Source organism: Actinomyces oris (assembly GCF_001929375.1).
Classification (GTDB): Bacteria; Actinomycetota; Actinomycetes; order Actinomycetales; family Actinomycetaceae; genus Actinomyces; species Actinomyces oris_B.
On sequence record NZ_MSGO01000079.1, the window covers coordinates 170 to 13,147 of the forward strand.

A 12,978-nucleotide genomic window follows, 5' to 3' on the forward strand; every position below is an offset into this window, starting at 1 on the left:
CCGGCGGGGGTTGGCGGAGTCGTTGGGGACGCCGCAGGTTCGCCGTGACCTGTCGGTGTCTCTGAACCATGTGGGTCGGGTGGCCGAGGCCCGTGGTGAGTGGGATACGGCCGAGGAAGCCTACCGGGAGTCGCTGGAGATCTGGCAGGAGCTGGATGACCTGCTGGGAACCCCACAGGCTCAGCAGGACGTGTCAACCTCTCAGGAGAACCTCAAACGCCTGAGCCAGAAGCGTGCTGACCTGGGAGAACTCTGAACGGAGTCGCGCCTCAGGAGGGGGCCTGAAGGCTCCCTGTGTGGAGGGCCGGCACAACCGAAGTGCGGTCCTCTTCGTGGGGGACGCACAGTGCCAGCACAGTCTCGCGACACGTTTCTTGTAGAGTATCTACAAATATTATGGTGTCAGGTTGGTTGGAACGTCAGTTTCAGCTGTGATGAGACTGTGACGTCGTGCGTGTTTTGAGTGTTCCCTATTCCCAAACAGTCGGTTTGTGACACAGTGGTCTTGGTCATCACGGGGCGGCCTTTCCCTCTCCTGAACAGACGGTGGGAACGTTCGGTGATGGTTCACAAGGCAGACCCTTGTCATCTATGCCAGGAATCCGGAGAACCCATGAACACCATGTCCACGGGCGCCGCCTCTCGGCCGGCCCTCACACGAGGGGCGGTGAGGGGGGCCACCGCCATCCTCACTCTCTTCCTTGTCGCGATCATGTCTCAGTTCGCTCCTCAGGCGAGCGCCGAGCAGAACAAGAGCGTCAACGTCACCAACCTGTCTCTGACGCGGGTGGACGGCAACAACATTGAGCAGGAAGGGAAGCTCAACACCTACGACCTCGCCCGCCTCAGCTTCGACTGGAGCGGCGTCGACGCCAACCTCAAGGGCGGCGACTCCTTCACAATCGGTCTGGGTGAGTACTTCACCAACCTGCAGAACAGCGAGACCCACCCGATGACCGTCGAGTACGGCGGCAAGAACGTCGAGGTCGGTACCTGCACCCTGACCGTCAAGGACGTCACCTGCACCTTCAACTCCAAGGTTGACGAGCTCAAGGCCGCCGGCTTCCACAACTTCAAGGGATCCGGCTCCGCCCTGGTGTCCGTCGTCAAGGCCACCGAGGAGCATTCCGTTGACTTCACCGTCAACGGCGTCACCACCACCGTCACCCTGCCCGGAGGCGGCGGCATCGGCGGCCCCAAGGAGAGCAACTGGGAGCTCACCAAGTGGGCCTCCAGCTTCTACAACAACTACAAGGAGCTGACCTGGGGTGTGAACTTCGGGACCAACCAGACCACTGGTGACAAGCTCGGCAAGACCTTCGACGGCTCCCGCCAGAGCATCGTCTTCACCGACACCCTCGGCGGCGGCATGGCCTTCAACCAGGCTGATGCCACCCGCACCGTCCTCCACCTGCGCCCGGCTGACGGCAAGTCCATCACGCTGACCAACGCCGCCGGCCAGGACGCCACCACCGAGTACGGTGACTACGACGTCAAGGCCACCTACTCCCAGGACGGCCGCACTGCGACCTACGAGGTGACCGGCCCGTTCCAGAACGGCACCAACTTCACCCTGGAGTACCCCGTCTCCTTCGTGGACGCCAACGGCAACGCCGTCGCCGCCACACGGGGCACCTCCTACGAGAACACCGTCAACCTCAACGGCACGGACCTGACCAGCACCCAGAAGCAGTCCTACGTCCAGTACTTCGACATCTCGGTCCAGATGGAGCCCGGCTTCGGCGGCTTCAACGTGACCAAGGTCGTCGAGGGTGAGGCCGCCGCGCAGGCCGCCGGCTCCAGCTTCGTCGTCGACGTCGCCTACGAGCTGCCGGCCGCTGCCAGCGCCTACCCGAGCTGGAAGGCTCCCGAGGGCCAGAAGGCCACCGGCGAGGGCCGCACCGGAACCTCCTCCGTCACGGTCAAGCCCGGTGAGCCGGTCGCCTTCGACGGCACCTTCCCCGTGGGCACCAAGATCACGCTCACCGAGGACACCTCCAAGGCCCAGCCCGCCGCCTCCGGCTTCAGCTGGGGTGAGCCGGTCTTCACCATCGATGGCCAGAAGACCAACACCTTCACCATCCGCGACCAGGAGCTCGTCAAGGTCTCCCTGACCAACACGACGACCACCACGCAGGCCCCGCCCACGGTGTCGGCCCCGCCGACGACCACGCAGGCCCCGCCCACAGTGTCCAACCCGCCTGCGACCCCGCCGACCACCACGCAGCAGCCGCCGAGCACCCCGGGTGCTCCGGTGCCGCCCACCTCCACCCCGAAGACGCCGCGCGGTGGCACCCCGCCGCTGGCGCACACCGGTGCTAACGCCGTTGCGCTCCTGCTGCTCGCCGGCGCCGGCCTGGGCGGCGGTGCCCTGCTGGTGGCTCGTCGCCGCAACGCCTCCTGAACGCGGGTAACCGCTTCTCGAGCCTGAACGCTCTGTCATCAGAGCTCACCCAGTGGCCCCGCCCCGGTTCAACCGGAGCGGGGCCACTGGCCGTCTGCGCGCAGGGGCCGACCGGCGGCCGGCCCCGCTCGAGGTGCCTGCCGAAAGCAGGAGGGTCCCTTCCGTCCGTCTCAGCCGTGGGGAGGAGGAGCCCTCCCCGCCAATCGTTCTTCCGAGGGGCGCTCAGCGCTGCGCTGCTCTCTAACCTGAAGGCATGAGCGCAACGACCTCCTCATCTCCGTCCACACTGACCTCCTTCCTCTCCTCCCTGGAGCAACCGCCACCGGCCTGGGAGTACTCCGACAGCGCGGCCGCCCCGATATCCATGGGCATGGGGCGCGTGATCACTCGGCTGCTCAAGCAGATCATCTGGCGTCGCTGAGCGCCTCCCCTCCGCGCGCCGCCTCAGGCCGGCGCCGGAAGCACCCCCGGGCCCATCGAGCCGGGGCGAACGGGACCTGCCGTGTGTCCACAGGCGGACATGCAAGCGCTCCACGGCCGATGCCCCTTATGCTGGCCCGCAGCGATGGCCGACGCCGGTGGGCGGTCGGTTGACCGCGCCCGCCGATCGGCCCCATCGCATGACGCAGTCGAAGTGCCCACGCGCGGCACGCAACACAGCACACACAGCAAGGTGGTCATTCCGTGGCTCAGGACCTCTCACCCGCCCAGCGCACACTCACCGTCGGCGTCCTCGGTGCCGGGACCGTCGGCAGCCAGGTCATTCGCCTCCTCACCGAGCAGGCCGACGACTTCGCCGCCCGCTCCGGTGCGCGTCTTGAGATCACAGGTGTCGCCGTCCGCGACGTCAACGCGCCGCGTGACTTCACCGTCCCCCGGGACCTCCTCACCGATGACGCCACCGCCGTCGCCACCGGCAACGACCTGGTCATCGAGCTCATCGGCGGGATCGAGCCGGCCCGCACCCTCATCCTGGCCGCATTCAAGGCCGGGGCCAGCGTCATCACCGGCAACAAGGCCCTCATCGCGGCCCACGGCCCCGAGCTCTACACCGCCGCGGCGGCCGCCGGCACCGACTTCTACTACGAGGCCGCCGTCGCCGGCGCCATCCCGGTCGTCTACGCGCTGCGCGAGTCCATGGCCGGCGACCGCGTCACCAGCGTGCTCGGCGTCGTCAACGGCACCACCAACTACATCCTCGACGAGATGAGCACCAAGGGCCTGTCCTTCGAGACCGCCCTGGCCACCGCCCAGGAGCTCGGCTACGCCGAGGCCGACCCCACCGCCGACGTCGACGGCCTGGACGCCGCCGCCAAGGCTGCCATCATCGCCTCCCTCGCCTTCCACACCCGGGTGGGCCTCGACGATGTCTCCGTCGAGGGCATCCGCAAGGTCACCGCCGACGACATCCGTGAGGCCCACGCCTCGGGCTGCGAGCTCAAGCTGCTCGCCATCGCCCAGCGCCGCGACGACGAGCACGCACAGGGCGTCTCCGTGCGGGTCCACCCCGCCCTCGTGCCCAACGACCACCCGCTGGCCAGCGTTCACGGCGCCTACAACGCCGTCCTCGTCGAGGCCGAGAGCGCCGGGCGCCTCATGTTCTACGGTCAGGGCGCGGGGGGAGCCCCGACGGCGTCCGCGGTCCTGTCCGACGTCGTCGCCGCCGCCGCCCACCGGGTCCATGGCGGTCAGGCCCCTCGCGAGTCCTCCTACGCGAGCCTGCCGGTCCTCGGCCCCGAGGCCGCCGTCACCCGGTACCAGATCCAGCTGCGCTCCGACGACGCCGTCGGCTCCCTGGCGGCGATGGCCTCCGTCTTCGCTGAGAACGGGGTCTCCATCAACTCGGTGCGCCAGAGCGCCTACGTCACCTCCGACGGCAGCCAGGACCAGGCCGTCGTCACCTTCGTGACCCACCCGGCCCCCGTCTTCCACCTCGACGCCGCGGTCGAGGGGCTGCGAGTCTCGGACCGGGTCGCCGAGGTCGTCTCCATCCAACGGGTCGAGGGTGAGTGACATGCGCATCGTCTACGAGCGCGCGGCCGTCCGGGTCCCGGCCACGACGGCGAACATGGGGCCAGGCTTCGACTCCTTCGGCATGGCCTTCCGCTACTACGACGAGGTCTCGGTATGGCCGATCACCGGCACCACCCGCGTCATCGTCGAGGGTGTCGGCGCTGAGACGGTCCCCACCGATGACGACAACCTCGTTGTGCAGGCCCTGCGGGCCGGACTGGACGCCGTCGGAGCCCCACAGGCCGGTTTCGAGATGCGCTGCGTCAACCGGATCCCCCACGGCGGGGGCATGGGCTCGTCCGCCAGCGCCGCCGTGGCCGGACTCATGCTGGCGCGCGGCCTCATCTCCGAGCCGGAGGCCCTCAGCGACGACCGGATCTTCGCCCTGGCCACCGACTTCGAGGGCCACCCCGACAACGTCGCTCCCGCCGTGTTCGGGGGCGCCACCGTCGCCTGGGTCGAGCGCGGCGGGCACCCGCGTATGGCGCCCATGCCCGTGGACGCCTCCCTCGGCGTGAGCCTGCTCATCCCGCCGGCGACGACACGTCTGTCCACCAAGGAGGCCCGTCAGGTCCTGCCGGTCTCCGTGCCGCGCGAGGACGCCCTGTTCAACACCTCCCGGGCCGCCGTGCTCATGCTGGCGCTCGCCGGACGCCCCGACCTGCTCATGGCCGGCACTGAGGACCGGCTCCACCAGGAGTACCGGCGCGGGGTCCTGCCCGCCTCGATGGCGGTCATGGACTCCCTGCGCGAGCAGGGATACCCGGCCGTCATCTCCGGCGCGGGCCCCACGGTGCTGGTCCTGTCCACCCTGGCCGACCAGACCCGGTTCGCCCTGGAGAACCACGGCTGGAGCGTGCTCAGCCCCGGAATCGACACCCGCGGGGCGGTCCTGACCTCCTGAGCTCCGCCTCGCGGTGAGGGGGAGCGCGAGGGGTGCACGCAGTGAGCGGCGGCAAGAAGCTGGAATGCCGGTGGAACGCTGCGCACCGCTTTGTTAGGCACTGCTTCAACAGGCTGCTATGATGACGCTGTCGGCCGCACGGATCGCACCGCGCCGCTGACCGCACCAGCCCCGGACCTGAGGCTCAGGTCTCAGCGGAAGCCGGCAGTGCATGACCCACCCCCGTGAATGATTCCGGGGGAGTCTCCCCAGTTGAACGTCTCCTTTGTCGGAGCGTCATCACACCGTTAGGACACTCGTGACCGAGACCTCCAGCGCCCAGCCCTCGCTTTCCACCATGCGTCTGGCCGAGCTTCAGTCGCTCGCCAGCTCCATGGGTCTCAAGGGCACCTCCCGCATGCGTAAGAGTGAGCTCGTCGCCGCCATCCGTCAGGCACGCAGCTCCTCCTCCACGTCCACTCCCGACTCCCACAGTGCGTCGAAGAGCTCGCCCGATGCCGGGGCGACCGACGACGCCGACTCCTCCGCCTCCGCCTCATCGGCCAGTGAGGACTCTCCGGAGCAGCCCCGGGCCGCCGCCTCAGGGCGCTCCCGCCGCCGTCGCGCCACCGCGGCTTCCGGCGCCCCCGAGGAGCGTCAGCCCGCGCCGGCCCTCGACCTGGGCCTTGATCTGCCCGATCGCTCCGGCTCCTCCGGCAGCGACGCGGACAGTGGCTCGAACCGTGACGAGGAGCGCCCCGCACGCAGCCGGTGGCGCGAGCGCGCCGAGCGCTCCGAGACCACTGATGGTGACGACCGCGACTCCTACGGCCGCTCGGAGCGGGGTGAGCGCTCCTCGCGCGATCAGTTCCGCCGCGGCCGCCGGCGCGTCCAGGCTTCGGCCGGCGCCCCCGAGAACCAGGAGCGCGCCTCGCGCGAGCCCCGTACCGACTCGCCCGAGGACCACGCCGACGCCAAGGCCGCCCTCATGCGGGACCTGGCCGACGCCACCGGGACCTCCGTCGTCGAGCCCCAGGAGCGTTCGCGCCGGGGCCGTGACGGCAACGACGACTCCGACGGCTACGACGACGAGCGCGGTGGGCGCCGTCGTCGGGGCCGCAAGCGCGGACGCGACCGCTTCGACCGCGACGACCGCGACTCCGGCCGTGAGGGCCGGGACGGCTCCACAGGGCGCGGCAACCGCAACCAGCCGCGTGAGGACGAGGTCCTCCTGCCGGTCGCCGGCATCCTGGACGTCACCGACAACCAGCACGCCTACCTGCGCACCTCCGGGTACCTGCCCGGCCCCAAGGACGTCTACGTCTCCAACCAGCTCATCAAGGACAACGGGCTGCGCGCCGGCGACGCCGTGACCGGCTGGGTCCGTGAGGGCGGAGAGTCCTCCACGCCCCACCAGGGCGGGCGCAACAACCGCCGTCAGAACCGGGTCGGCCGGGTCAAGTACAACCCCATGGTCAGCGTCGAGACCGTCAACGGCATGGACGCCGAGCGCTCCAAGCGCCGCCCTGAGTTCGCCAAGCTCACCCCCCTCTACCCCCAGGAGCAGCTGCGCCTGGAGACCACGCCCAAGGCCGTCACCCCGCGGATCATCGACCTGGTCTCGCCCATCGGCAAGGGGCAGCGCGGGCTCATCGTCTCCCCGCCCAAGGCGGGTAAGACGATCGTCCTGCAGCAGATCGCCAACGCCATCAGCGTCAACAACCCCGAGGCCCACCTCATGGTCGTGCTCGTCGACGAGCGCCCCGAGGAGGTCACCGACATGCAGCGCACGGTCAAGGGCGAGGTCATCGCCTCCACCTTCGACCGCCCCGCCTCCGACCACACGATCGTGGCCGAGCTGGCCATCGAGCGCGCCAAGCGCCTCGTGGAGCTGGGCCAGGACGTCGTCGTGCTGCTGGACTCCATCACCCGGCTCGGACGCGCCTACAACCTGGCGGCCCCGGCCAGCGGCCGGATCCTCTCCGGTGGTGTGGACGCCTCCGCCCTCTACCCGCCCAAGCGCTTCTTCGGGGCGGCCCGCAACGTGGAGAACGGCGGCAGCCTGACCATCCTGGCCACGGCCCTGGTGGAGACCGGCTCCAAGATGGATGAGGTCATCTTCGAGGAGTTCAAGGGGACCGGAAACATGGAGCTGCGGCTGTCGCGCCAGCTCGCCGACAAGCGCATCTTCCCGGCCGTGGACGTGGCGGCCTCCGGCACCCGCCGCGAGGAGCTGCTCATCGACCCCGCCCAGCTCAAGATCATGTGGCGCCTGCGCCGCCTCTTCGCGGGCCTGGAGCAGCAGCAGGCCATCGAGCTGGTGCTCTCCAAGCTCAAGGACACCCAGTCCAACGCCGAGTTCCTCATGGTGCTGTCCAAGACCACTCCGGCCGGCACCTCCCTGGCCGACGGCGAGGACGAGTAACGCCCAACCGGCCAGGTGCCCGGTCTCACGCGGCCCAGCCGTTGCGACGGCGCGTGAGACAGTGGCAAAATCTGCTGCTGGCCTCCGGTTCACCCCCGCTCCCGCGTGGGACCCGGGACCCTCTGACGCTTAAGGAGAAACCTATGAAGCAGGGCATCCACCCCGACTACGTGGCCACCACGGTCACGTGCACCTGTGGCAACACCTTCGAGACCCGCTCCACCGTCACCTCCGGTGAGATCCGCGTGGACGTGTGCTCGGCCTGCCACCCGTTCTACACCGGCAAGCAGAAGATCCTCGACACCGGTGGCCGCGTTGCCCGCTTCGAGGCCCGGTACGGCAAGCGCACCAAGTAGCCGCGTCTCACGACGTCGGCGGCCGGCTCCCAGAGCCGCCGTCGGCGTCGTTTGCATATCGCACGAGTGCCGCTGGTGCCCGTCAGCACGACTCCTAGCCAGTGAAGGAACCCGAGTCCATGAGTGAGGACTTCTCCGCCGCAGAGCCGCTCCTGGCCGAGTACGCGGATATCGAGGCCGAGATGGCCGGGCCCGCGGCCGCTGACCCCGGTGCCATGCGTCGGCTGGGGCGCCGCTACGCCGAGCTGGGCAGGGTCGTGGCCGCCTACCGGGCTTGGCAGTCGGCCAGTGCCGACCTGGCCGACGCCCGCGAGCTGGCCGCGGAGGATGAGGACTTCGCCGCGGAGGTGCCGGCCCTGGAGGCCGCCGAGGCCGCCGCAGGCGAGCACCTGCGCGAGGTCCTCGTACCCCGGGATCCCGACGACGCCCGCGACGTCATCATCGAGGTCAAGGCCGGTGAGGGCGGTGAGGAGTCGGCGCTGTTCGCCTCCGACCTGGCCCGCATGTACTCCCGTTACGCCGAGCGGCAGGGGTGGGCCGTGGAGGTCCTGGACGCCACCGACTCCGACCTGGGCGGTTACAAGGACGTGCGTCTGGCCGTCAAGGCCCGAGGACCCGTGGAGCCCCAGGACGGAGTGTGGGCGCACCTGAAGTACGAGGGCGGCGTCCACCGCGTCCAGCGCATCCCGGTCACCGAGTCCCAGGGGCGCATCCACACCTCCGCGGCCGGCGTCCTGGTCATGCCGGAGGCCGACGACCCCGGTGAGCTCCAGATCGACGCCGCCGACCTACGTATCGACGTCTTCCGCTCCTCGGGGCCGGGCGGCCAGAGCGTCAACACCACGGACTCGGCCGTGCGCATCACGCACCTGCCCACGGGGATCGTCGTGTCCATGCAGAACGAGAAGTCCCAGCTGCAGAACAAGGAGGCGGCCATGCGGGTCCTGCGGGCCCGGCTCCTGGCCGAGCGCGCGGCGGCGGCCGCTGCCGAGGCGGCGCAGGCCCGTCGCAGTCAGGTGCGCACTGTGGACCGCTCCGAGCGCATCCGCACCTACAATTTCCCTGAGAACCGGATCGCCGACCACCGTACCGGCTTCAAGGCCTACAACCTTGACGCCGTTCTTGACGGTGATCTCGGCCCGGTGATCGCCTCGGCCATCGCCATGGACGAGGCTGAACGATTATCCCAGGTGGGTGAGGGCAGTGGTTCCTGAGTTGTGTGGTGGCGCGCCGGCGGGCGCGGTGGACCGCTACGGGCTGAGGGCGCTGGTGCGCCAGGCGGCCGGTCGGCTGGCTGCCGCCGGCGTGACCAGCCCTCAGGTCGATGCCCGAATCCTGGCCGAGCACCTGCTGGGGCGGGCTCTGCTGCTGGCCGACGGCGCCGACGGGGACTTCCCGGCCGCCTATGACGCGCTGGTGCTGCGCCGCGAGTGCCGTGAGCCCCTCCAGCACATCATCGGCCGTATGTGGCTGCGGGGTGCCGAGCTCATCAGCCGTCCTGGCGTGTTCATCGTGCGCCCGGAGACCGAGGTGGTGGCCGGGGCCGCCATTGAGGCGGCCCGCGAGGTGATGGACGGCGGCGGGGGAGTGGTCCTGACCGCCGACCTGTGCACCGGCTCGGGCGCGATCGCGGCCTGCGTCGCCAAGGAGGTGCCGGGAGCCCGGGTGGTCGCCGTCGAGATCAGCGAGACCGCCGCGTCCCTGGCCCGCGAGAACTGTGAGCGACTGGTGCCCGGTCGCGTCGAGGTGATCCACGCCGACGCCACCGACCCGCTGGTCCTTCACGACCTCAACGGGCAGGTCGACGTCGTTGTCTCCAACCCGCCCTACGTTCCGGCTGGCGCCGTGGAGGACACCGAGACGGAGCAGCACGAGCCCACGGTGGCGCTCTACGGCGGGGGCCCCGACGGGCTGGAGATTCCGGTTGATGTCCTGGTGCGCTCGGTCGCGCTGCTGCGCACCGGCGGGGTGCTCGTCATGGAGCACGACCACGAGCAGGGGGCGCTGCTGCGCGCGGCCGCGCTCGGGGCCGGGTTCAAACAGGCCGAGACCGGCCAGGACCTCACCGGCCGCGACCGCTACCTGCGCGCCGTGAGGTAGGTCTTTTCGGTAGGCGAGGCAAAGGTGGCCGGGCCGCCTACCGCCTTGGCGGCCGACGTGGTTGGTTCTCTGGTCATCGTTCCGCGGTTCTGAGAGAATGGTTCTGTGGCGGTGAAAGTGGCGATCGATACCAAGGCACTGTCGGAGGCATGCGCTCGGTTCGGTGTTGCGCGATTGCGTGTCTTCGGATCAGTGCTTGCCGATCATTTTGATCCCCATACCAGCGACATCGACTTTCTTGTCGACTTCCAGACAGGCCGGGAGGATCGATTTGCGGATTTCTTTGGGCTTCAGGACGAGCTGACCAGGATCTTCGGCAGAAAGATTGACCTGGTCGTAGCAGAGTCGGTCAAGAATCCTTACTTCAAGTCCTCGGTGCTGAGGGGTGCTGCGGATGTCTATGCGGCCTGAGTCCTATGCTCACATCTGGGATGCTCTCCAGGTGGTGCGGGCCCTGTGACGATTCACGCAGGGTGTGAGTGAAGAGGACTATCTGTCGGATCTGATGTTGAGCTCCGCTGTCGAACGGCAGATCGAGATCCTCGGGGAGGCACTGAATCGGGTGCGGCGTGCGGATCCGCAGGCGGCTGACCAAATTCCAGATATTCATCGGATCATAGGTATGCGCAATATTATCGCGCATGAGTACGGCAGCGTTGATGATCGCCTCGTCTGGGCTGCGGCGACGACTCGTATAGTGGTGCTTGAGACGATCTTGGCTGAGATGTTCCAGGATACTCATTAGCCTGAGCGACGGCGCTGAAGTCCCGCCCGAGTCTGCCGCGGCGGGTACTTGTTTCGGCGGCGTGATGCTCGCTCGCATTCGGTGAGCTGAGGTGCCGCAGATTGAGTGGATGCGGACTGATGATGCTCGGAGGGGCCCCGCCGAGGCGTGGGTGATGGCCGTTCTGTTCAAGACGTGGTGGCGTAGGCGGCATACGGTGCCGCTATGGCACTACGACTTGGATTCATCGGCATCGTGACTCGCGATATGTCCGCCTCTCTCGCCTTCTACCGTCTGCTTGGAGCGCCCGTCCCTGAAGGCAGCGACGAGCCGCATGTCGATACCAGGCTCGAGGACGGCACCGTTCTGGCGTGGGACACCATCGATCTCATTCGCAGCCTTGACCCTGGTTATGAGTCTCCCTCGGGAGGTCACCGCATCGCGCTGGCCTTCGATCAGGGGACGGTGAGTGCCGTGGACGACACCTACGCCAGGCTCACCGGAGCAGGATACGAGGGCCGCACCAAGCCGTGGGACGCCCCCTGGGAGCAGCGCTACGCCACGGTGCTCGACCCCGATGGCAACAGCGTTGACCTCTTCGCGGCCTTGGAGAACTGAGCCGGCGTCAGCCCGACCAGGCTCGTGAACTCACGAGTCATATGTGGCTGATCCGCATAACCCGTAGTCACTGACACATCGGCCAGTGAAAATCCCCGCTGGAGAAGCGAGCGTGCTCGGGATGCACGCTCGATGCGTACCAGAGTGGTGTACCCGTAGCCGAAGGTCTCCAGCATTCGTCTGCGCAGCGTGCGCTCCGACCAGTCCAGGGCCCGGGCGGCATCTCGGGCTGACGCTCCGGTCCGGGCGAGATGGCGCGTCGTCGTCACCCACGGCTCCGCCTGGTCGACAAGCAGCTCAGAGAGCACGAGGTCGGGGTGGGAATCGTTGCTCGCTCGCATCATCAGGTCGTACAGGACAGCCGCCTCCGATCCCAACGCGGTGCGCAGCTCCACTACTCGGTCCCTCAGCTCGTTGGGTGCGACGGGCAGGACCTTGCGAGCAGTGCCCGCCTCCAGCCGCAACCCGACAGTGGGGTGAAGGTCGTCGGCAGGTGCGCGGATGATACGGGTCTGCGGGCCGCACAGGAGCACCTGGTCGCTGCGGACAATGAGGTCGACACATCCGTCAGCGGGAATGATGGCGGCGGCGCCGCCCACCGATCGCCAGAGCGTGCGCTGCTCACTGAGGACCGTCTCGGAGTACACCTCTCTATCGTGGAGCCGTCAGCGACGCGAGTCCAGGGACCCCACTGAGGCAAGACATCCTGGGGCTGAGTCGGCCTTGCGTGCGTTCACGCGCGGGAGAGATGTTAAGTGGTGCGCGGCCAGAATCGGTGCTCTTGAGTGATAGTCGTTTCAGTTCGGAGACCTCCTGAGCACTGGACAGGACCGAGACCTCGTTCGTTTCTGGCTAGAATCAGACAGTCGTGTCCAAATCTGCAGCAAAGGCCCTGGCCGGGCTCGTCTCGTTGGAAGAGATCCGCATGATCTCGCGATTTCTTTCAGCGGGAGAACTGAACCTCGACTCCTTTGCCGCAGATTTGGACATGTGCGGCTCCTCAGGCGCCCCCTCGGGGCCCGGTGAAACTGGGCGGTTGCCTGCTTGAGGTGAGGGAGTCCCCCCAGGAGTTCTGCCAGGCGCTGGTCGCCTCCATGAGCGCCATGTAGTCGTCCTCCCGGGCATTGAAGAAGATCTGCTCCAACCCGTCGCCCACGAGCAGGAGCCGAAAGCGCCCGGGCTTGAGCCGCTCCGCGCCCGCGATCTGAGTGGTGAGGTAGGCGTACTCCCAATCCGCATGGTGTCAGTCGTGTACAGGGCGATGGTGCGTATCTCGGCTCATCCCTCAGTTTCAAAGCGCATTTTTAGTGGCTCTTCGTGTTTGAGGGTGTGGTAGGTGGGGCTTATCGGCTGGTTTAGGTGGTTGTTGTCAGGTGGTCTTTGAGGCGTCCGGTGTGGATGAGGCTGCGGATGGTGTAGTTGGCCAGGTTGCGCAAATCCCAGGGCGATGCCGCG

At 68.1% G+C, this 12,978-nt stretch carries 13 protein-coding genes and 2 pseudogenes; 12 read left to right on the plus strand and 3 right to left on the minus strand.

The genetic code is table 11. The features are described from left to right. The 12 genes and pseudogenes from BKH32_RS14025 to BKH32_RS12840 all read left to right on the plus strand — a co-directional run. Positions 1 to 256 (plus strand): tetratricopeptide repeat protein (locus BKH32_RS14025; protein ID WP_218638476.1); only part of this gene is annotated, 256 nt, incomplete at its 5' end. Between the two features lie 357 nt (positions 257 to 613). Further along, a complete protein-coding gene (locus BKH32_RS12790) occupies positions 614 to 2,404 on the plus strand; it encodes a DUF5979 domain-containing protein (RefSeq protein WP_075250377.1) in 1,791 nt (596 codons plus the stop codon). Between the two features lie 253 nt (positions 2,405 to 2,657). Further along, positions 2,658 to 2,825 (plus strand): hypothetical protein, encoded by a 168-nt coding sequence (locus tag BKH32_RS14030; RefSeq protein ID WP_178384695.1) that lies wholly within the window; start codon positions 2,658 to 2,660, stop codon positions 2,823 to 2,825. 263 nt (positions 2,826 to 3,088) lie between these two features. Continuing rightward, positions 3,089 to 4,417: a homoserine dehydrogenase gene (locus BKH32_RS12795; RefSeq protein WP_075250378.1), complete on the plus strand. Its 1,329-nt coding sequence runs from the start codon at positions 3,089 to 3,091 to the stop codon at positions 4,415 to 4,417. A 1-nt stretch (position 4,418) separates the two neighbouring features. Beyond that, on the plus strand, positions 4,419 to 5,321 hold the full coding sequence (gene thrB, locus BKH32_RS12800; protein ID WP_075250379.1) for a homoserine kinase: 903 nt from the start codon (positions 4,419 to 4,421) through the stop codon (positions 5,319 to 5,321). A gap of 298 nt (positions 5,322 to 5,619) precedes the next feature. Beyond that, positions 5,620 to 7,725 carry a transcription termination factor Rho gene (gene rho, locus BKH32_RS12810; RefSeq protein WP_075250380.1) on the plus strand — a complete coding sequence of 702 codons (2,106 nt, stop codon included), beginning with the start codon at positions 5,620 to 5,622 and terminating at the stop codon, positions 7,723 to 7,725. A gap of 143 nt (positions 7,726 to 7,868) precedes the next feature. Then, on the plus strand, positions 7,869 to 8,081 hold the full coding sequence (rpmE, locus tag BKH32_RS12815; RefSeq protein WP_024034930.1) for a 50S ribosomal protein L31: 213 nt from the start codon (positions 7,869 to 7,871) through the stop codon (positions 8,079 to 8,081). 119 nt (positions 8,082 to 8,200) lie between these two features. Further along, positions 8,201 to 9,295, plus strand: a complete 1,095-nt coding sequence (gene prfA, locus BKH32_RS12820; RefSeq protein ID WP_075250381.1) for a peptide chain release factor 1 — start codon at positions 8,201 to 8,203, stop codon at positions 9,293 to 9,295. After that, positions 9,285 to 10,181: a peptide chain release factor N(5)-glutamine methyltransferase gene (gene prmC, locus BKH32_RS12825; protein ID WP_075250382.1), complete on the plus strand. Its 897-nt coding sequence runs from the start codon at positions 9,285 to 9,287 to the stop codon at positions 10,179 to 10,181. Before prfA ends, prmC begins: the two co-directional genes overlap by 11 nt. Positions 10,182 to 10,286: 105 nt before the next feature. Then, positions 10,287 to 10,592 carry a nucleotidyltransferase family protein gene (locus BKH32_RS12830; RefSeq protein ID WP_075250383.1) on the plus strand — a complete coding sequence of 102 codons (306 nt, stop codon included), beginning with the start codon at positions 10,287 to 10,289 and terminating at the stop codon, positions 10,590 to 10,592. Positions 10,593 to 10,653: 61 nt separating this feature from the next. Next, positions 10,654 to 10,926 (plus strand): annotated as a pseudogene (locus BKH32_RS12835) (HepT-like ribonuclease domain-containing protein); the annotation flags it as partial. 204 nt (positions 10,927 to 11,130) lie between these two features. Continuing rightward, a complete protein-coding gene (locus tag BKH32_RS12840) occupies positions 11,131 to 11,523 on the plus strand; it encodes a VOC family protein (protein ID WP_075250384.1) in 393 nt (130 codons plus the stop codon). Here BKH32_RS12840 and BKH32_RS12845 read toward each other — a convergent pair. From BKH32_RS12845 to BKH32_RS14665, 3 genes and pseudogenes are all read right to left on the minus strand, one after another. Next, the gene (locus BKH32_RS12845) at positions 11,460 to 12,170 is read right to left on the minus strand and encodes a helix-turn-helix transcriptional regulator (RefSeq protein ID WP_075250385.1); all 711 of its coding nucleotides are present in this window, start codon (positions 12,168 to 12,170) and stop codon (positions 11,460 to 11,462) included. The genes BKH32_RS12840 and BKH32_RS12845 overlap by 64 nt on opposite strands. 353 nt (positions 12,171 to 12,523) lie before the next feature. Then, a complete protein-coding gene (locus tag BKH32_RS14035) occupies positions 12,524 to 12,679 on the minus strand; it encodes a hypothetical protein (protein ID WP_178384691.1) in 156 nt (51 codons plus the stop codon). Next, positions 12,656 to 12,795 (minus strand): annotated as a pseudogene (locus BKH32_RS14665) (DJ-1/PfpI family protein); the annotation flags it as partial. The pseudogene BKH32_RS14665 and the gene BKH32_RS14035, both read right to left, overlap by 24 nt. Positions 12,796 to 12,978 lie beyond the last annotated feature (183 nt).

Coding starts and splice junctions, on each gene's coding strand:
- BKH32_RS14030 (WP_178384695.1), top strand. CDS start 2,658: ATGAGCGCAACGACCTCCTCATCTCCGTCCACACTGACCTCCTTCCTC.
- rpmE (WP_024034930.1), top strand. CDS start 7,869: ATGAAGCAGGGCATCCACCCCGACTACGTGGCCACCACGGTCACGTGC.
- prfA (WP_075250381.1), top strand. CDS start 8,201: ATGAGTGAGGACTTCTCCGCCGCAGAGCCGCTCCTGGCCGAGTACGCG.
- BKH32_RS12840 (WP_075250384.1), top strand. CDS start 11,131: ATGGCACTACGACTTGGATTCATCGGCATCGTGACTCGCGATATGTCC.
- thrB (WP_075250379.1), top strand. CDS start 4,419: ATGCGCATCGTCTACGAGCGCGCGGCCGTCCGGGTCCCGGCCACGACG.
- BKH32_RS12790 (WP_075250377.1), top strand. CDS start 614: ATGAACACCATGTCCACGGGCGCCGCCTCTCGGCCGGCCCTCACACGA.